The following is a 17,878-nucleotide window of genomic DNA, read 5'->3' as shown; positions in this document are numbered from 1 at the left end:
GCCGCGGCCCGCATCCAGGCCAGCCTGCTCGAACACGACGTCCGCGACAGTTCCTTGCGGCTCGACGCCCCGGCCGAGTTCGAGGGCGCGCTTGATCGGGCGGTGTTCGGAGCGCCGGATGGCGGCGCCGAGGCGGCATGGACTGTCGTGAAGCCGGCGCTCGAGGCGCGCGACGGGCGAGTCGCGCTCGACAGCCTGATCCTCAATGCGGGCGCCCTGCACGGCCTGACCGAAGGCAGCATCGTTTCCCTTTCCGAGTCCTCCGGCGGCGGCCAGCGTGTCGTGCTCTATGCACGCGCCACCGAGGTCGAGCCGACCCGTGCGAGGCTCGTGCCCGCCAGCTACCGCGGTGTCGGCGCGGACGCCTGGCGCGACTTGCGTACCGCGGCCGACCGTCCCTACACGGATCGCCGGCTGTGGGCCGCGCGCGTCGTCGAGCGTGGTGTCGATTTCGAATTTCGCGTCTCCCCGCCCTCGGCGCCGCCCGGAGCGGGCCTCGGTCAAGCGGTCCTTCGGGCCCTCTCGGAGATCGACGCCGAGGACGTGCGAATACGCTGGGTCGATCCGGGTGATGAGGCCGATCTCAGATTGCACCTGGCTGATGGCGGGACGCGGCTCGTCCTGTCCGAGGCCGTCGGATCCGACCCCGACGGAGTGATGGGCGCCCTGAATATCGCCGCAGCGGCCGACCAGGCCGGCGAGCGCCTCGACGCGTATCTGCTGCAGGCCCTTCACGACGCCCTGACGCGGGCGGCGCGGGCCCATCGCCTCAAGCTGATCCTGGGCGCGCTCGAAACCTCTCCGCGCGGCGGAGCCGCCCAGGCGCTCGAGACCGAGCTCTACATCTGGCGCCCGGGACGGCCGGTCGGAGACGGCTGCGCGCCCTTCGACCCGCGCCACGCCGAGTTATGGGACCGGCCGCCGGATGACGCCGTGGCCCTCGCCTCGCTCGGTCTCCACGGCGCGGCCTTCACCCTCAGGCCGTGCGACGTGATCTTCGCGCGCATCCGCAACGGCGGCGCTGTCTCGCTGGACGTCACCGCCCTGGCCTTCGCTCCGGACGGAACTATCTGGGCTTTGCCCTGGGCGGACGATCGTGACGCGGTGCGCTTCGAGCCCGGCCGGGCGAGGCTGGCGGCCTATCAGCTCGAGCCGCACGGCTCGGGCGATCTGCGCGAGGAGTTGGTGCTGATCGCCGTCGAGGCGGACGCGCTGGGCGGCGCGCCCGCAGGGTTCGCCCGTCTTCAGCAGCCCGGCGTGGGATCGCCCATTGCCTTGGCGCCGGCGGAGCGCACGCGATCCGCAGGCGCTTCTGACCCCCTGAGCCGGTTGCTCGAAGAAGCCCGCTTCGGAGACGTCCGTTCCGGTTCCGCGCCGGTCGCGCCGGACGGGGTCACCGTCCGGCGCTTCTCGATCCGGGTGGCGGACTAGGCCCGGGGCCTAGGAAGCCGGGCGAACCATCGGCGTGCGCGCGCGCAGGCGTTCACGCTGTTCGTTCAGGGCCTCGCCCGACAGAGGGATCAGGCCGCGGTCCTGCAGATAGCCGCCCCGGCCGGCGGCCGCGTCCGACAGGAACTCTTCCAGGAACTGCGTCAGGCCCGCGGTGGTGTCGAGGTGCGGGATCTTGACGTAGATGAACAGCGAGCGGGACAGCGGATAGGAGCCATCGGCGATCGTGTCGGCGTTCGGCTGCACGCCGTTGATCGAGGCGGCCTTCACCTGGGTCAGGTTCTCTTCCAGGAAGGAATAGCCGAAGACGCCGAGCGCGCCGGGCGTGCGGGTGAGCGTCTGGACGATGACGTTGTCGTTCTCACCCGAGTCGATCCAGCGGCCGTCCTCGCGCAGGGTGTGGGCGATGGTCTCGAACTGGTCCTCGTCGGATTCGCTCAGCGCCGCCAGCGACGGGAGCGCTTCGGCGCCCGGCGTCATGGCCAGTTCGAGGAAGGCATCGCGGGTGCCCGAGGTCGGCGGGGGACCGTAGACGGTGATGGCCTGCGCCGGCAGGGCCGGATTGACCTGGTTCCAGGCGGTGTTCGGATTGGCGCCGACGCCCGAGCCGGTCGGCACCTGGGCCGCCAGGGCCATGTAGATGTCCTGCGGGCGGAAATCGAAGTCGGCGCCGTCGCGCGCCGTGGCGATGACGATGCCATCCGAACCGATCTGGATTTCCAGGATCTGGGTCACGCCGTTGGCGGCGCAGGCGTCGAACTCCGACGCCTTCATCGGCCGGGAGGCGGTGGCGATGTCCGGGGTGCCGGCGCCGACGCCGCCGCAGAAGGCGTTGATGCCGCCGCCCGTGCCCTGGGACTCGACGCGCGGGGCGGTTCCGCCGGTGTTGCGGGCGAAGTTCTCGGCGACGCGGGTCGCGAAGGGGAAGACCGTCGAGGAGCCCGTGGCCCAGATGCCCTGGCCCGAGCCCGCTCCGCCGGCGCCGCCGCCCGTCGGGCCGCACGCCGCAACCATGATCAGCGCGATCGCGCTGGCCGCCAGCTTCTTCATCGTCTCATCCCTCTGGCGCGAGATGCGCCGTCGGGGGCTCGATACGACGCGTCAATGACATCCCGCCGAAGGCCGCGCGACAATCATCCGACGACGGAATGACGGTTCGATGACGCCCGCTAGAGCAGGCGCTTGCGCATGACCTGGCTGAGCATGTCGATTAGGGTCACCGTGATCACAACGATGATCGCGATCGCCGACACCTCGCGGTAGTTGTAGCTGTTGAAGGCGTCGATCAGGGTCGAACCGATGCCGCCCGCGCCGATCAGGCCCAGCACCGTCGCGGCCCGGGCGTTGGATTCGAAGCGGTAGAGAGCGAACGACGTCCACAGCGGCGCCACCTGGGGCAGGATGCCCCAGCGGATTTCGTGCAGCGGCTGGCCGCCGGTGGCGCGCACGCCCTCGACCGGCCCCTTGTCGATCGACTCCACGGCTTCGGAGAACAGCTTGGCCAGAACCCCGCCGGTGTTCAGCGCCAGCGCCAGCACGCCCGGCAGCGGGCCCAGGCCGACGATGATCACGAAGATCAGACCAATGACCAGATCCGGCACCGACCGCATGAGGTCCATCACCCTGCGGATCGGCCAGACCAGCCAGGCCGGGGCGACATTGCGCGCCGCCATGAAGGCCAGCGGAATGGCCAGGAAGAGCGCCAGGAAGGTGCCCCACAGCGCGATCATCACCGTCTCGAGCATCTTCTCGACGAAGAACTCGACGCGGGTGAAGTCCGGATTCAGCAGCGATCCCGCAAGCTCGGTCGCCGTGGTCGAGCCGCCGAACAGGCGCGGCAGATTATCGATGTCGACTCGCTCGAAGGCGAACAGCAGGGCGGCGATCAGGCCACCCCACAGGGCGATGTCGAAGATCAGCGCGCCGAGCGGGCGGCTCGGCGGCGGCGGTACCATGGAGGCGTCGACGGGCTGGCTCGTCACGGACGGACTTCCTGGGCGGCGACCACGCGGGCGTGGATTTCCTCGTAGGCCTCGCGGGCCTCGGCGATGCGGGCCGCGTCACCGGACCGGCGGGCCTCCATCAGGGCGACGGACGCCTCCATCTCGCGTACCGGATCGAGGTAGCTGTCATCGGCGGCCTGGAAGCCGCCGTACTCCAGGTCGTCCAGAATGGCGCGCTCTTCGGGGCTGTCGCCGTAGGTGAGGAAGAAGCTCCGAATCCGCTCGGTCACCGCGGGGTCGACGTCGCCGCGCACCACGATCGCGCTTTCGGGGATCGGCGGGCTTTCCCAGATCACCTGCAGATTGCGGAAGGCGGTCGGGTTCTGCCGCTCCGTGAACAGCAGGCCCACGTCGTTGTTGGTGGCTACGTCGACCTGTCCATTCGCCACGGCGAGCGCATTGGCCTGGTGGTTGGCCGAGCGCACCTCGCGGAAGCAGTCGGCAGGTTCGATCTCGGCCGGGCCGAACAGGAAGGCCAGCGGCGCCAGCGTGCCGGAGGTCGACCGGGCGTCGCCCATGCCGAACGACAGCCTGCGGCCGCACGCCATCACGTCCTCAAGGGTGATGCCCGAGCCGGTGCGCGTGATCAGAACCGAGCGGTAATGGGTTTCGCCCTCGCGGTTCATGATCCGGCCGATGATGTGACCGTCGGCGCGGCGCGTGGCGTCCAGCGCCGGCAGGGCGGACATCCAGGCGACCTGGATCTGGCCCGCGCGCATGGTCTCGACCAGCACCGTGTAGTTCGGGACGAAGCGGAGCTCGACCTCCAGGCCCGTCTCGGCCTCAAGGTCGTCGATCAGGGGCGCCCACAGGGGCTCGGCCGCGGCCTGGCTTTCGGCCGGCAGCACGGCGAAGACGATGCGGTTCGGATCAGCCTCCTCCTCGCCACCGCAGGCGGCCAGGAGGGTCGTGACGCCCAAGGCGCCGACGAGCAGGGCGCGGCGTGCGATGGAGCCGATCATGTGGGATCTCCTTCCCAGAAGGCGTCCTCGATCTCGGGACCGTAGATTTCGATGAGGGTCGGCTTGTCCAGGCCCGAGGACGGGCCGTCATAGGCGATCCGCCCGGCCTTCAGCGCGATCACGCGCTGGCAATAGCGGATCGCGTAGTCGACCTGGTGCAGGGTCACGATCACCCCCAGGCCGTCGCGCTGGTTCAGCTCAACCAGCTGCTCCATGACCTTGCGGGCCGAGACGGGGTCGAGCGAAGCCACCGGCTCGTCGGCCAGGATGGCCTGGGCGCCCTGCACCAGGGCGCGCGCGATGGCGCCGCGCTGCTGCTGGCCTCCCGACAGGGTGTTGGCCCGCTGGCCGGCGTAGTCGGAAACGCCGACGCGATGCAGCGCCGCCATGGCGCGCATCTTGTCCTCGCGGCTCCACGCGCCGAACAGGCCTGCGGCGAAAGGCACCCGGCCGAGCGCGCCCAGCATGACGTTGGAGAACAGGCTCAGCCGCCCGACCAGGTTGAACTGCTGGAAGATCATGCCGAGCCGGGCGCGCGTCCTGCGCACGTCGCCGGCGATACGGCCGTTCTTCTGGACGCTGCGTCCGAAGACCTCGATGACGCCCTTGCCGGGGTCGATGGTCTGCAGGCCGGTGATGGAACGCAACAGGGTCGACTTGCCCGAACCCGAAGGGCCGATCAGGGCGACCATCTCGCCTGAGGCGACCTCGACGGAGACGCCGTCCAGCGCCTTGCGCTGTCCGAAGGTCTTGGACACGTCGCGCGCCAGAACGAGCCGGGAGGAGTCGGCGGCGGCTTTAGAGCTCATGGTCTCGCGGTGATCTGGTGGGCGACAGCGCCGCATGACGCGCGAGGGGCGCTCCGGCAAGTCTTAATGCCACGCGAGGGCGGATATCGTCCAGAGCGCCTTGCGACGCCCTGGACGATCCGTTGGTCTTACTGGGCGGGGCGGACCTCGACCGGCAGGCCGAGCGCTTCCAGCTGGGGCCGGACGACGGAGGCGTCGCCGACCACCACCCAGACGAACTCGCTGGGATCGATGGCGCCGCGCGCGGCCTGATCCAGCGACTGGGCGGTCAGGCCCAGGTAGCGGGCGCCGGCCTGTTCCCAATAGTCGTCCGGACGGTCGAACAGGTCGTTCGAACGCAGCGCGCCGAGAACCGCCGAGGAGGTCTCGAACTGGCCGGCCAGGCGACGGGTCGCGCTGTCCATGACGAGCCCGAGCTCACGCGCGGTGACGCCCTCGTCGCCCAGGAAGCCCTGGTGGACCGCGAGGATCGAGGCGATGGCCTCGCCGGTGCGGTCGGCCTGGACCGGGGCGTTGATGACGTAGGGCGAGCGGCCCTCCAACGCCGAGACGAAGCTGCGCGAGCCGTAGGACCAGCCGCGCGTCTCGCGCAGGTCGGTGTTGATCCGCGAGGAGAAGCCGTTGCCGAGCACCTCCATGGCGGCGTCCAGCACCAGCCGGTCGTCCGTACCGCGCACGTCCAGCACCTGACCGCCGAGGATCAGCGACTGGGGCGACTGCGGCCGGTCGATCAGGATGATGCGCGGCTGGGCGGCCGGAACGTCGCCGATGGTCTTGGTTCCGCGCGGCGTGGACGGCGCGGCCCAGTCCCCGAAGCGCGATTCCAGCTGCGGCAGAATTTCCGACATCGGACGGTCCGACACCACGAAGATGCGGGCGTTGTCCGGCCGGATCCAGGCCTGGTGGAAACCGAGGATGTCCTCGCGGCTGGCCGCCTGGACCGCCGCCGCCTGACCCAGGCCGCTGACGTCGCGGCCATAGCCGCTCTCTTCGCCGAAGAGGGTGGCGTAGAGCGCGCGCGATCCCAGGCCCGCCGGCTGCGACAGTTCGCTCGCGATGGCGGCCAGTTGCTGGCCGCGCAGACGCTCGACCTCCGCCGGGGCGAAGGTGGGCTCCTGGATGACCGCTTCCAGCAGGTCCAGCGACGGCGCCAGATTCGGCGTGACCGAGGTCAGGCTGACCACCGTGCGGTCCATCGAGGCGCTCGCGTTGATCGAGGCGCCCAGGCGCTCCTGGGCTTCGGCCAGGGCGGCGGAGTCCATGCCGCCAGCGCCTTCGGTCATCAGGTTGAGCATGAGCGACTGCAGACCCCGCTGGTCCGCCGGATCGGCGGCCCAGCCGGCGTCGAACTCGACGGCCACGCGAGTGGCCGGCACCGAGGCGGCTTGCGAGAAGACGACCTCGACGCCGTTGGACAGGCGGGCGCGCTGGATATCCGGGAAGTCGAGCGGCGACACCTGGCCGATTTCCGGCAGGGGCGGGCGCGGGGTCGGCGTGTATTCGACCGGGGCGCTGGCGGGCGCGGCGCCCGACGGCGTGGCCGAGGCCTCGACGTAGTCCTCGCGCGCACCGGGCTCGACCCGCAGGGCGTAGACCGGGCGGGTCAGCCAGCGCTGCATGACCTCGGTGACTTCGGCCGGCGTGACTTCGGCATAGGCTTGCAGCTGGCGCTCGTAGAAGTCGGGATCATTGGCGTAGAGCGCGCCTTCGGCGAGCGCGGTGGCCCGGCCGCCGAAGCCGCCGACCTGCTCCAGGCCGTAGATGCGGTTGGCGACCTGCTGGGTTACGACGCGGCGGACCTCGTCCTCGGTCGGACCGTTGGCGATGAAGTCCGCGATGATGGCGTCGAGGCGGGCCGCAACTGCGTCCGGGTCCTGGCCCGGCTTCACGTTCACGACGACGTCGAAGAAGCCCAGGCGGTGGAAGGGCTGGTAGGAGGACGAAACCGAAACCGCCGTCTGGTCGCCACGGACCAGCTCGTTGTCGAGGCGCGAGGAGGCCAGGCCGCCCAGCACCGAGGCGCCGACGCTGAGCGGGATCGACTGCTCGTCGAGCAGGCCGGGCACGACCCAGCTGCGGTAGATACGCACGAAGGGCACACGGTCATGCATGACCTGGCTGATCGGCGCGTCCAGGGTCGGGATGTCGGCCTGGGCGGGCTCGTTGACCGGCCCGCGCGGGATGGAGCCGAAATACTGCTCGACCAGTTCGCGCGCGCGCTCGACCGTCACGTCGCCGGCCAGCACGAGCACGGCGTTGTTCGGGCCGTAGTTCTCGATGAACCAGGTCCGCACGTCGTCCATGGAGGCGGCGTCGAGGTCGGCCATCGAGCCGATGGTCGAGTGGCGGTAGGGGTGGCCTTCGGGGAACATGGCCGCGAGGCGGGCGTACTGGACCAGGCCGAACGGGTTGTTGTCGCCCTGGCGCTTCTCGTTCTGGACAACGCCGCGCTGGAGGTCGAGCGTCTCCTGGGTGATGGCGCCCAGCATGTGGCCCATGCGGTCGCTCTCGACATACAGCGCATATTCCAGCGCCGGGGTCGCGACCGTCTGGAAGTAGTTGGTGCGGTCGAACCAGGTGGTGCCGTTCAGGTCGGTCGCGCCGATGCCCTGAAGGCGGGTGATGTAGCTGCCGGGCGCGTTTTCCGAACCGCCGAACATCAGGTGCTCGAACAGGTGGGCGAAGCCGGTGCGGCCGGCCGGTTCGTCCTTGGAGCCGACGTTGTACCAGACCGACACGGCCACGATCGGGGCCGAGTGATCCTCGTGGACGATGACGCGAAGCCCGTTGTCCAGGGTGAAGGTCTCATAGGGGATGTTTACCCCCTGAATGAGTTCCTCGACCGGTGCGCCGGCCTGCTGCGCGCTGGCCGCGACCGGCCCGGCCGCGAGCGACAGCGCGGTGGCGGCCACGGCGGCCCATCTGAATATTCTGGCTTCGAACAGGCGCATCGACGCCCTCCCCTGAAAGCTGACTTCTTGAGCCGGGCAACCTAGCAGCCGTCGCCCGCGCGGCAAGCCGCGCGGGCAGATACGGGCCGACGGCCGCGGCGGATTACTGCGCGGGACGAACTTCGACCGGCAGGCCGAGCGCCTCGAGCTGGGGCCGGACCACCGCGGCGTCCCCGACCACGACCCAGACGAACCGCTCGGGATCGATCACCGCGCGAGCCGCTTGATCGAGGCCCGAGGCGGTCATGGCCTGATAACGCGGCGCGATGTCCTCCCAATAGGTGTCCGTGCGGCCGTACAGCGCATTGGTCCTGAGCGCGCCGAGGATGGCGGCGGAGGTCTCGAACCCGCCCGGCAGCTGGCGGACATTGCCGTTCACGGTGCGGGTCAACTCGGCCGCGGTCACACCGTCCGAAGAGGTGAAGCGGCGGTACTGGTCGAGCAGGACCGCGATCGACTCCCCGGTCCGGTCGGCCTGGACCGGAGCGGTGATGATGTAGGGCGTCTGGTTCTCCAGGGTGTTGACCACGCCGCGCAGGCCGTAGGACCAGCCGCGGGTCTCGCGGATGTCCTGGTTGATGCGCGACAGGAAGCCGTTGCCAATCACCTCGTTGGCGGCGTTCAACGCGACCAGGTCGTCGCGGCCCGTCACCGGCAGGACCGAGGCGCCCAGGATCACCGACTGCGGCGACTGCGGACGATCGATCAGCACGATGCGCGGCTGGGCCGGCTCGATCGGGGCGGAGAAATCCTTGACGCCGCGCGGCGTCGAGGGGGCCCGCCAGCCGCCCAGGGCGGCCTCGAGCGCCGACGCGATCTCGGCCAGCGGCCGGTCCGAGACCACGAACAGTTGGGCGTTGTCCGGCCGGATCCAGGCCTCGTGGAAGGCCACCAGGTCCTCCCGGTCGATGCCGGCCACGGCGGTCGCGTCACCGGTTCCGGTGAAGGGCCGCCCGTACGGATGGGCGTCGCCATACAGCAGGGTCGGCAGCGCCCGCAGGCCCAGTCCGTTCGGCTGGGTCAGCTCGGCCGCGATCGCCGCCAGTTGCTGCGCGCGCAGCCGCTCGATCTCGTCGGGCGCGAAGGCCGGGTTCATGGCGATGTCGGCCAGCAGCATGAGGGACGGCGTCAGGTTGGCGCTGGGCGTGACGAGCATCAACGCAGTCCGGTCCATGCTGGACTGGGTGCCGATGGTGGCCCCGAGACGCTCCTGCGCCTCGGCCAGCTCGATCGACCCGCGGGTCTCGGTCGCCTCGGTCAGCAGGTTGACCATCAGCCTGTGCGTGCCGAGCGCGTCGCTCGGATCGGCCGCCAGGCCCGCATTGAACTCGAGCGCCACGCGCGTCACCGGCACGGCGGCGGGCGAACGGGCGTAGACCACCTCCAGGCCGTTCGACAGCCGGGTGCGCTCGACCGTAGGGAAGTCCAACCCGGCGACTTGGCCGATCGGCGGGACGGGACCGCGTGGGGTGACCGACAGGGGCTCGACCGGTTCCGGCGCCGGCCGCTCGGCCGAGGCCTCGGCATAGGGCTCGCGCTCGCCGGGGTCGACGCGGATCGCCACCACGGGCCGTGTCAGCCAGCGGTCCATGGCCTCGCGCACCGAGGCCGGGGTGACCTCGCTCAGCTGGCGAAGCTGCTGGCGGTAGAAGCCGGGGTCGTCGGCGTAGAGCATGCCTTCGGCCAGGACGACCGACTGGCCGCCGAAGCCGCCGGTAGGCTCCAGCGCCTGCATCTGCTGCGACAAGGCGGTGGTCACGACGCGCTGGACCTCGTCCTCGGTCGGGCCGCTGGCGATGAAGTCGGCGATGATCTGGTCCAGCCGCCGAGAGACGGCGTCGACGTCCTCGCCCGGCTTCACGTCGACCGTGACCTGAAAGAAGCCCAGCCGATGGAAGGACTGGACGCCCGCCGTGACCGACACCGCCGTCTCGTCGCCGCGCACCAGCTCGTTGTCGAGCCGCGAGGAGGCCAGGCCGCCGAGCACGGTCGCGGCCACGTCGAGGTCGGCGGCCGAGGCGTCGAGCATGCCCGGCACCACCCAGGTCCGGTACAGGCGCGTATTGGACACACGGTCGTGCAGCGTCAGGTCGACGCGCTCGTCCAGGGTCGGGATGTCGGCCTGCGCCGGCTCGTTCTGCGGACCGCGCGGGATGTGGCCGAAGTAGCGCTCGACCAGGGTCCGGGCCGTGGCCACGTCGATGTCGCCGGCCAGGACCAGGACGGCGTTGTTCGGCCCGTAGTTGTCGCGGTGCCAGTCGCGCAGGTCCTGCAGCGAGGCGGCGTCCAGATCGGCCATCGAGCCGATCGTCGAATGGGCGTAGGGGTGGCCCTCGGGGAACAGGGCGTCGAGCATCGAATAGAAGACGAGGCCGTAGGGATTGTTGTCGCCCTGGCGCTTCTCGTTCTGGACGACGCCCCGCTGGTTATCGAGCCGCTCCTGGGTCAGGGCGCCGAGCAGGTGCCCCATCCGGTCGCTCTCCATGTAGAGCGCCTGCTCCAGCGCGGCGGTCGGCACGGTCTGGAAGAAGTTGGTGCGGTCGAACCAGGTGGTTCCGTTCCAGTCGGTGGCGCCCAGCGCCCTCAGCGGCTCCATCAGGCCGCCCGGCAGGTTCTCGGTGCCGTTGAACAGGCCAATGTGCTCGAACAGGTGAGCGAAGCCGGTCTGACCTTCCGGCTCGTCCTTGGAGCCGACGTTGTACCAGGCCTGGACGGCCACCACCGGCGCCTTGCGATCGGTGTGCACGACGACCCGCAGGCCATTTTCGAGGGTGAAGGTCTCGTAGTCGAGCTGGATGCCGCGGGCGAGCTCCTCTGCCGGCGCCGGCGGCGGCAGGGTCTGGGCCGCCGCGGAATAGGCGCCCAGCATCGGCGTCGTGGCCAGCACTCCGGCCATCAGGACGTTGATAAGTCGCATCTTGTGCCCCCTCGTCGCGGACGACCGCGGGATTCACCCTAGGCGAGGGGGGCGGGCTCGCAAGTTAAGGTCCTGTCACGTCCGGACCCGCCCAGAAAAAACCGCTTTACATGACGGTCCCGCGACCCCATATCGCGCGCTCCGGCGGACCCCGTTGTCCAAATGCGCTGCTAACGCCGGTCTGGGTTTAACAATCTACAGGGGGTTACGTGCGTTGCGTACGTACCATATGCCCCTGGACCTGGTCCGCGAGCGGTCCCCGGAGCGTCCCGTCGCCCTTGTGCGACCGCGCTCTGTTTCCGTAGCGGCGCGCTGGTTCCAGGACAATCTGAAGGCTGACGTCTTCTATGCGGTGAAGGCGAACCCCTCGCGCTGGGTCATCGAGACCCTGGTCGAGGCGGGCGTGACCGCGTTCGACGTCGCGTCCCTTGCCGAGATCGAACTGGTGCGGTCGGTCAGCGCCGACGCGCGCCTGGCGTTCATGCATCCGGTCAAGAGCCGCGCGGCCATCACCAGGGCGTACTTCGATCACGGAGTGCGGACCTTCTCGCTCGACTGCCATGAAGAGCTGCAGAAGATCCTCGCCGCCACGGGCGGGGCCACGGACCTGAACCTGGTGGTGCGCATGGCGGTCTCCGCCGACGGCGCGGCCTACACCCTGTCGGGCAAGTTCGGCGTCTCGCCGGACAATGCCCCGGCCCTGCTCCTGGCCACGCGCCAGGCGGTGAAGGACGGCCTGATGGGCGTCAGCTTCCACGTCGGCAGCCAGTGCATGCGCCCGACCGCCTACCAGGCCGCCATGGCCCAGGTCGGCCGTTCGATCAGCCGCGCCGGCGTCATCGTCGACATCGTCGATGTCGGCGGCGGCTTCCCCTCGGTCTATCCGGGCATGGTCCCGCCGGACATGAGCGAATACGCCGACGCCATCCATCGCGGCTTCGCCGAGATGCCGGTGTCGGAAACCACCGAGCTGTGGTGCGAGCCGGGCCGGGCGCTGGTGGCCGAGTCCTCCTCGGTCCTGTGCCGGGTCGACCTGCGCAAGGGCGACGCGCTCTATCTGAACGACGGGTCCTATGGCTCGCTGTTCGACGCGACGCACTCGCGCTGGCCCTTCCCGACCAAGCTGGTGCGCGACGGCGCGGCCTCGGCCGAGCTGAAGGCGTTCCGCTTCTACGGTCCGACCTGCGACTCCATCGACCATATGCCGGGCCCGTTCTGGCTGCCGGCCGATGTGCAGGAAGGCGACTTCATCGAGATCGGCATGCTCGGCGCCTATGGCGTGGCCATGACGACCGGCTTCAATGGCTACGGCGAGCACGAACTGGCCGCGGTCGAGGACGCCCCGATGGCTTCGCTCTACGGCCTGGCCCCGCGCTCCATCCCGACCGTGCGCACCACGGCCGAGGAAACCGCCCGCAAGGTCGTCCGCCTGTCGCGCCCCAAGGGCAAGGCGGGCCAGAGGAAGAAGTCGCGACGCTGAACCGCCCCGCCGGCTGATCGGTTATAGACAGCGGCCCGTCGCTCCGTCCGGGCCGCTGTTCCTTCCTTTGACGGGCGCTCAAACCAAAGGGAAACCCGCGAGATGAACGCTCCCGTTCAAGGCTCCAACGCCAAGGCCGAACTGCTCCAGACCACCGTCGAGCACGTCGACATCACCAGCTTCGACGCCCGCCCGATCATCGACTCGATGCGCAAGATGTCGTTCTCGAGCCGCGACACCGCGCGCGCGGCCGACATCTTCAACATGGCGATCGAGGACAAGGACTGCTCGCCGTGGCTGATCCTGGCCGGCTCCACCTCGGCCGGCGGCTGCATGCACGTGTACCGCGACATGGTGAAGTTCGGCATGATCGACGCCGTGGTCGCCACCGGCGCCTCGATCGTCGACATGGATTTCTTCGAGGCGCTCGGCTTCAAGCACTACCAGGCCGCCGGCCCGGTCGACGACAATGTGCTGCGCGACAACTACATCGACCGCATCTACGACACCTACATCGACGAGGAAGAGCTCCAGGCCTGCGACCACACCATCCTGGAGATCGCCAACCGTCTCGAGCCGCGCGGCTATTCCTCGCGCGAGTTCATCTGGGAGATGGGCAAGTGGCTGTCGGAGGGCAACGCCAAGAAGGAAGGCAGCCTGATCCAGACCGCCTATGAGATGGGCGTGCCGATCTTCTGCCCGGCCTTTGTCGACTCCTCGGCCGGCTTCGGCCTGGTCAAGCACCAGAAGGAGCGCGCCGCCGCTGGCCAGCCCTACATGATGCTCGACGCCATCGCCGACTTTCGCGAACTGACCGACATCAAGATCGCGGCGGGCACCACCGGCCTGTTCATGGTCGGCGGCGGCGTTCCCAAGAACTTCGCCCAGGACACCGTCGTCTGCGCCGAGATCCTCGGCGTCGAAGCCGACATGCACAAGTATGCGGTCCAGATCACGGTCGCCGACGTGCGCGACGGCGCCTGCTCGTCCTCGACGCTCAAGGAAGCCGCCTCCTGGGGCAAGGTGTCGACCACCTACGAGCAGATGGTCTTCGCCGAGGCGACCACGGTCGTCCCGCTGATCGGCTCCGACGCCTACCACCGCGGCGCCTGGAAGAACCGCGAGCCCCGGCGCTGGGCCAAGCTGTTCGGCAAGTAAGAGACTGGGAAAGGGCCGGAGCGATCCGGCCCTTTCTCTTTGGTCAGTTCGCCGTGCGGGTCCAGCCGCGCTCGGCCATGCAGGTGACGAAGGCGGTCGTGCCCTCGTCGTCGCCGGCCAGCGAGCGGCACTCGGCCTTGGCTGAGTCGAAGGGCTGGGCGTTCTGGCCCTGCCAGCCGTAGTCGTCGGTGGCGTCGAACACGGTCACGCAGCCCGAAAGGGCGAAGGCGGCGGCGAGGGCGACGGGGATAGCCAGACGGGTCATGGGGAGGTCTCCTGATGAAGGCCTGGCTGATGCCACGCCGGGGCAGAGCTTTGCAGTTAAATCTCTGACAGATAGCGGGACCTCCGAGGGCTTCCACGCGTTTGCTCTGCCGCGAGAGGAGACCGCCATGACCGAACAGCCGATCGAGCCGCGCGAGCGGGATCAGGAACAAAACCCCGAGACGGTGTCGCCCCAGCCGGACGTCGATGCGACCCGCGAGCCCGAAGAGACGGCTGAACGGTACGCTGAGGCCCTGTCCGGTTCCGGCGTGGGGTCCGATACGCGCGCGGGATCGCTGCGCGGCGGCTCCGCCTCGGGCTCCGAACTCGACGACGATCAAGCTCGCATCGACGACATGCTGACCACCGAGGGCATGGCTCCGGCCGAACCGCGCAGCTTCGAAGGCGAAACGGACCAGATCGCCAGCCAGCAGGCGGTCAATAATGTCGGCCAGCCCAACCTCGGGCCGCACGGTGACCCGGCGGAGGATAGGCGCGGCGTCGCCGCGGCCGACGGGGACGACGTCGACGCCGCCACCGGCTGAGCCGCCTATTGCGCCCGCCGTTCCCCTGCGCGAGGGTTCGGCATCTCAGGCGAAGGGGAATCCCATGCGCGGTGTTCTAATGGTTGCCGTTGCGGGCGTGGCGGCGGTGGTTCTGGCCGGTTGCGATGGCGGCGACCGGGAAGAAGTCAGGGTTCCGGGCGGCACGGTGACCGCCGAGGGGTCCGGCGAGGACCAGACGGTGACGGTCCAGGGCGCCGACGGCCAGAGCGTCGTGTTCGGCTCGGGCTCGGCGGCCTCAGCCGCAGGCGCGCCGGCCTTCGCCCAGCCCTACCCGGGCGGCCAGGTCCAGCAGAGCGTAACCGCACCGGGCCAGGGCGGCGGCATGCTGGTCTTCACCACCGACGCCAATCCGGACACCGTCATCGCCTACTATCGCGCGCGCGCCGAGGAAGCCGGGCTGGTCTCCGGGGCGACCATGACCCAGGACCAGACGCGGATGTACGGCGCCGAGGGGCCCGAAGGCGGTGACCTAGCCGTGGTCGTGGCGCCCGCTGACGGCGCCTCCAACGTGACCGTGACCTGGTCGGCCGCCGGCTGATGCGGTCGGTCCTCCTCGCCGCGACGGCTGTCCTGGCGGCGGGCTGCGCGCCCGCGGCATTCATCCCGGCCCCGCCACCTCGGGTCGCCCCGGTCGCGGCGGTCGCCACGGGTCCCTACCTTGACGCCACCACGCTCGAGCGTCTGGGCCGCGAGACGCCGCTTCCGCCCGCCGTCGGCTCGGCGGAGGAGGCGGCGGACCGGGCTGGCCTGGCGGCCTTCCGGGTCGGCGACAGCCATCCGCGCTGGACCCTGGCCCAGACCCAGGCCGAAATCTCGCCGGCGCTCGCCCTGGCCCACTTCGACTGTCCGCTCGGCACGCGCCTTTCCCAGGAGCCGCCTCCGGCGCTGACGCGGCTGTTCTCGCGGGCGCTCGAGGACATCAGCGCCTCGGCCCGCGTGGCCAAGGCTCGCGTGTTCCGCGCACGCCCGTTCGTGGACGACCCCTCCGTTCAGACATGCATCCGCGTGGACGAGACCTACCGGACGAACTCCTCGGCGCCGTCCAGCCACGCCACGGCCGGAATCGTCTTTGGGCTGATCATGGCCGACGCCGCGCCGGATCAGCGCGCCGAACTGCTGCGTCGGGGCGAGTCGATCGGCGAGAGCCGGCTGGTCTGCGGCCTGCACTATCCCGCCGATGTCGAGGCCGGCCAGGCGCTGGGCCAGACCCTGTTCGAGGCGATCTCGGCCACGCCCGCCTATCAGGCCGATATCGTCCAGGCGCGGCGAGAGCTGGCCGAGGCGCGCGCGCTGGGGCGCACAAATCCCGCCTGCGCGGCCGAGCGGCTGGCGCTGGGCGGCTAAGTCCGAGGCCCCAGCAGCGAGCCGTAAAGGTCCGTGCGCCGATCGCGGAAAAAGCCCCAGGCCGCGCGGTGCCGATCGATGTAGTCGAGGTCGAAGGTGTGCACGAGCACGCCCTCGTCATCCCGCCCGAAGCTCTCGACCAGGTCACCGCGATGGTCGGCGATGAAGGACGAGCCGTAAAAGCGCTGGCCGACCTCGGTGACGTTTTCCTGGCCGGTGCGGTTGGCGCCGACCACCGGCACGACGTTCGAGACCGCATGGCCCTGCATGGCGCGCCTCCAGGGATCGGCGGTGTCCAGTTCCTTGTCGTGCGGCTCTGAACCGATGGCGGTCGGGTACATCAGCACCTCGGCGCCCATCAGCATCATGGCGCGCGCCGTCTCAGGGTACCACTGGTCCCAGCAGATGCCGACGCCGACCTTGCCAAAGCGGGTCGACCAGACCTTGAAGCCCGTGTCGCCCGGCCGGAAGTAGTACTTCTCCTGATATCCGGGGCCGTCGGGGATGTGGCTCTTGCGGTAGACGCCGAGCGCCGAGCCGTCTGCGTCCAGCATGACGAGGCTGTTGTAATAGTGCGGCCCGTCGCGCTCGAAGATCGAGACGGGAATGGCCACGCCGAGCTCGGCGGCGACCGGCTGGAGCGCGGTCACGCACGGGTGGGTGCGCCACGGATGCGCCTCGCCGAACCAGCGCTCCTCCTGGCTGACGCAGAAATAGGGGCCCTGGAACAGCTCGGACGGCAGGATGACCTGGGCGCCCTTGCCCGCCGCCTCGCGGATCAGCTCGATCGTGCGGGCGATGTTGGCCTGCATGTCCTCGCCGTACGAGGTCTGCAGGGCGGCGACGCTCAGGGTGCGGGGCATCAGGCGGGTTCCTGCTGGGTGATGCAGTGGAAGGATCCGCCGCCGGTCAGGATGGCGATCGACGGCAGGGCGATGACTTCACGGTCCGCGAAGACGGTCGCCAGCGCCTTGCAGGCGAGATCGACGGCGGCCGCGTCGCCGTAGGCGGGCACGATCACCGCGCCGTTGGCGATGAGGAAGTTCATGTGACTGGCCGGGATGGGCCGCTCGTCCCCGTCGAGCACCAGACCCGGCGAGGGCAGGCGAAGCACCTTCAGGGGCCGGTTGTCCGCGTTGGTCATCTCCGAGAGCAGACGCGCCGTCTCGTCATAGACGTCGCCATTTGGATCGTTTCGGCCCCAGGCCACGGGACAGGCCACCACGCCCGGCGCGACGAAGCGAGCCAGATTGTCGACGTGTCCGTCGGTGTGGTCGTTCAGAAGGCCGTCGCCCAGCCACAGCACCTTGCGGGCGCCCAGCGCCTCGGCCAGCCGCGCCTCGGCCTCCGCCTCATTCCAACCCGGGTTGCGGTTCCGGTTGAGCAGGCACTGTCGCGTGGTCAGGATCGTGCCTGAGCCGTCATGATCCAGCGCCCCGCCCTCGAGGATGAAGTCATGCGGTTCGAGCGGCACGCCGGAGGCCTCGCCGATCTGGCCGGCGACGGTGTCGTCGTGCTCCAGCTCGTACTTGCCGCCCCAGCCGTTGAACCGGAAAGCCGCGGCCGAACGTGAGTTTTCTTTGAAAATGGGCCCGGTGTCGCGCAGCCAGATGTCGCCGAAAAGTCCGCCCACGACCTCGACACCCTCGACTTCCGCGAAGCGGGCGCGGGCGTCGTCCAGGGTGTCGGGGTGGCCGACCAGGAGCCTGACCTGCTCGCGGCCGGGACCGGCGAGCGCGCGGACCAGGGCCTCCACCTCCGCCTGGGCCGGGGCGAGATCATCTTCCCAGAGCTCGGCATGGCTGGGCCAGCCGACCCACATGGCGCGGTGCGGCGACCATTCTGCGGGGACGGGCGCTGAGGCCATTCCGGCGGTTCTCCTGGATGCGGGCCAAGGCGCGGGCAGATAACCACCCCGGCCCTCCGCTTCAAGGCGCGGGCCCCAAAAGGAAAGGGCGGCTCCTTGCGGAGCCGC

15 protein-coding genes are annotated in these 17,878 nt (G+C 69.9%); 6 read left to right on the top strand and 9 right to left on the bottom strand.

Annotated features, from left to right (window positions below):
• Window positions 1–1,431 (top strand): hypothetical protein (locus Q0M60_RS05410; RefSeq protein WP_296816934.1); only part of this gene is annotated, 1,431 nt, incomplete at its 5' end.
• Between the two features lie 9 nt (window positions 1,432–1,440).
• Here the strand turns inward: Q0M60_RS05410 and Q0M60_RS05405 are convergent.
• From Q0M60_RS05405 to Q0M60_RS05380, 6 genes are all read right to left on the bottom strand, one after another.
• Window positions 1,441–2,499, bottom strand: a complete 1,059-nt coding sequence (locus Q0M60_RS05405; protein ID WP_296816932.1) for a substrate-binding domain-containing protein — start codon at window positions 2,497–2,499, stop codon at window positions 1,441–1,443.
• 119 nt (window positions 2,500–2,618) lie between these two features.
• Window positions 2,619–3,404 carry a phosphonate ABC transporter, permease protein PhnE gene (gene phnE / locus Q0M60_RS05400; RefSeq protein WP_296816937.1) on the bottom strand — a complete coding sequence of 262 codons (786 nt, stop codon included), beginning with the start codon at window positions 3,402–3,404 and terminating at the stop codon, window positions 2,619–2,621.
• Between the two features lie 23 nt (window positions 3,405–3,427).
• Complete coding sequence (phnD, locus tag Q0M60_RS05395; protein WP_296816929.1) at window positions 3,428–4,414, bottom strand: phosphate/phosphite/phosphonate ABC transporter substrate-binding protein; 987 nt, start codon at window positions 4,412–4,414, stop codon at window positions 3,428–3,430.
• On the bottom strand, window positions 4,411–5,223 hold the full coding sequence (phnC, locus tag Q0M60_RS05390) for a phosphonate ABC transporter ATP-binding protein (protein ID WP_296816927.1): 813 nt from the start codon (window positions 5,221–5,223) through the stop codon (window positions 4,411–4,413). The genes phnD and phnC overlap by 4 nt, the downstream gene beginning before the upstream one ends.
• A 128-nt stretch (window positions 5,224–5,351) precedes the next feature.
• Window positions 5,352–8,174, bottom strand: a complete 2,823-nt coding sequence (locus Q0M60_RS05385; RefSeq protein ID WP_296816925.1) for a pitrilysin family protein — start codon at window positions 8,172–8,174, stop codon at window positions 5,352–5,354.
• Between the two features lie 103 nt (window positions 8,175–8,277).
• A complete protein-coding gene (locus Q0M60_RS05380) occupies window positions 8,278–11,091 on the bottom strand; it encodes a pitrilysin family protein (RefSeq protein ID WP_296816923.1) in 2,814 nt (937 codons plus the stop codon).
• A 214-nt stretch (window positions 11,092–11,305) separates the two neighbouring features.
• Between Q0M60_RS05380 and Q0M60_RS05375 the strand changes: the two genes are divergently transcribed.
• Both Q0M60_RS05375 and Q0M60_RS05370 read left to right on the top strand, forming a co-directional pair.
• On the top strand, window positions 11,306–12,571 hold the full coding sequence (locus Q0M60_RS05375; RefSeq protein WP_296816921.1) for a type III PLP-dependent enzyme: 1,266 nt from the start codon (window positions 11,306–11,308) through the stop codon (window positions 12,569–12,571).
• Between the two features lie 102 nt (window positions 12,572–12,673).
• Window positions 12,674–13,729 (top strand): deoxyhypusine synthase, encoded by a 1,056-nt coding sequence (locus Q0M60_RS05370; protein ID WP_296816918.1) that lies wholly within the window; start codon window positions 12,674–12,676, stop codon window positions 13,727–13,729.
• A 43-nt stretch (window positions 13,730–13,772) separates the two neighbouring features.
• Here Q0M60_RS05370 and Q0M60_RS05365 read toward each other — a convergent pair whose 3' ends face one another.
• Window positions 13,773–13,994: a hypothetical protein gene (locus tag Q0M60_RS05365; protein WP_296816916.1), complete on the bottom strand. Its 222-nt coding sequence runs from the start codon at window positions 13,992–13,994 to the stop codon at window positions 13,773–13,775.
• A gap of 127 nt (window positions 13,995–14,121) precedes the next feature.
• On the opposite strand from Q0M60_RS05365, the gene Q0M60_RS05360 reads away from it, so the two are divergent.
• The 3 genes from Q0M60_RS05360 (at window position 14,122) to Q0M60_RS05350 (ending at window position 15,903) form a co-directional block, all read left to right on the top strand.
• A complete protein-coding gene (locus tag Q0M60_RS05360; RefSeq protein ID WP_296816913.1) occupies window positions 14,122–14,538 on the top strand; it encodes a hypothetical protein in 417 nt (138 codons plus the stop codon).
• Between the two features lie 64 nt (window positions 14,539–14,602).
• On the top strand, window positions 14,603–15,097 hold the full coding sequence (locus Q0M60_RS05355) for a hypothetical protein (RefSeq protein ID WP_296816912.1): 495 nt from the start codon (window positions 14,603–14,605) through the stop codon (window positions 15,095–15,097).
• Window positions 15,097–15,903 (top strand): phosphatase PAP2 family protein, encoded by an 807-nt coding sequence (locus Q0M60_RS05350; RefSeq protein WP_296816910.1) that lies wholly within the window; start codon window positions 15,097–15,099, stop codon window positions 15,901–15,903. The genes Q0M60_RS05355 and Q0M60_RS05350 overlap by 1 nt, the downstream gene beginning before the upstream one ends.
• Here the strand turns inward: Q0M60_RS05350 and aguB are convergent.
• Both aguB and Q0M60_RS05340 read right to left on the bottom strand, forming a co-directional pair.
• Window positions 15,900–16,766, bottom strand: a complete 867-nt coding sequence (aguB, locus tag Q0M60_RS05345) for an N-carbamoylputrescine amidase (RefSeq protein WP_296816907.1) — start codon at window positions 16,764–16,766, stop codon at window positions 15,900–15,902. The two genes, Q0M60_RS05350 and aguB, sit on opposite strands and share 4 nt — an antisense overlap.
• On the bottom strand, window positions 16,766–17,770 hold the full coding sequence (locus tag Q0M60_RS05340; RefSeq protein ID WP_296816905.1) for an agmatine deiminase family protein: 1,005 nt from the start codon (window positions 17,768–17,770) through the stop codon (window positions 16,766–16,768). The genes aguB and Q0M60_RS05340 overlap by 1 nt, the downstream gene beginning before the upstream one ends.
• Window positions 17,771–17,878: the final 108 nt, after the last annotated feature.

Origin of the sequence: Brevundimonas sp., assembly GCF_024711105.1 — a bacterium.
GTDB lineage: Bacteria > Pseudomonadota > Alphaproteobacteria > Caulobacterales > Caulobacteraceae > Brevundimonas.
This window is presented reverse-complemented; position numbering and strand designations above follow the sequence as displayed.

Excerpts from the sequence above, each read along its gene's own strand:
- aguB (WP_296816907.1), bottom strand. The coding sequence starts at position 16,766 with ATGCCCCGCACCCTGAGCGTCGCCGCCCTGCAGACCTCGTACGGCGAG.
- Q0M60_RS05340 (WP_296816905.1), bottom strand. The coding sequence starts at position 17,770 with ATGGCCTCAGCGCCCGTCCCCGCAGAATGGTCGCCGCACCGCGCCATG.
- Q0M60_RS05365 (WP_296816916.1), bottom strand. The coding sequence starts at position 13,994 with ATGACCCGTCTGGCTATCCCCGTCGCCCTCGCCGCCGCCTTCGCCCTT.
- Q0M60_RS05385 (WP_296816925.1), bottom strand. The coding sequence starts at position 8,174 with ATGCGCCTGTTCGAAGCCAGAATATTCAGATGGGCCGCCGTGGCCGCC.
- phnD (WP_296816929.1), bottom strand. The coding sequence starts at position 4,414 with ATGATCGGCTCCATCGCACGCCGCGCCCTGCTCGTCGGCGCCTTGGGC.
- Q0M60_RS05380 (WP_296816923.1), bottom strand. The coding sequence starts at position 11,091 with ATGCGACTTATCAACGTCCTGATGGCCGGAGTGCTGGCCACGACGCCG.
- Q0M60_RS05355 (WP_296816912.1), top strand. The coding sequence starts at position 14,603 with ATGCGCGGTGTTCTAATGGTTGCCGTTGCGGGCGTGGCGGCGGTGGTT.
- phnE (WP_296816937.1), bottom strand. The coding sequence starts at position 3,404 with ATGGTACCGCCGCCGCCGAGCCGCCCGCTCGGCGCGCTGATCTTCGAC.
- Q0M60_RS05350 (WP_296816910.1), top strand. The coding sequence starts at position 15,097 with ATGCGGTCGGTCCTCCTCGCCGCGACGGCTGTCCTGGCGGCGGGCTGC.
- Q0M60_RS05405 (WP_296816932.1), bottom strand. The coding sequence starts at position 2,499 with ATGAAGAAGCTGGCGGCCAGCGCGATCGCGCTGATCATGGTTGCGGCG.
- phnC (WP_296816927.1), bottom strand. The coding sequence starts at position 5,223 with ATGAGCTCTAAAGCCGCCGCCGACTCCTCCCGGCTCGTTCTGGCGCGC.
- Q0M60_RS05360 (WP_296816913.1), top strand. The coding sequence starts at position 14,122 with ATGACCGAACAGCCGATCGAGCCGCGCGAGCGGGATCAGGAACAAAAC.
- Q0M60_RS05370 (WP_296816918.1), top strand. The coding sequence starts at position 12,674 with ATGAACGCTCCCGTTCAAGGCTCCAACGCCAAGGCCGAACTGCTCCAG.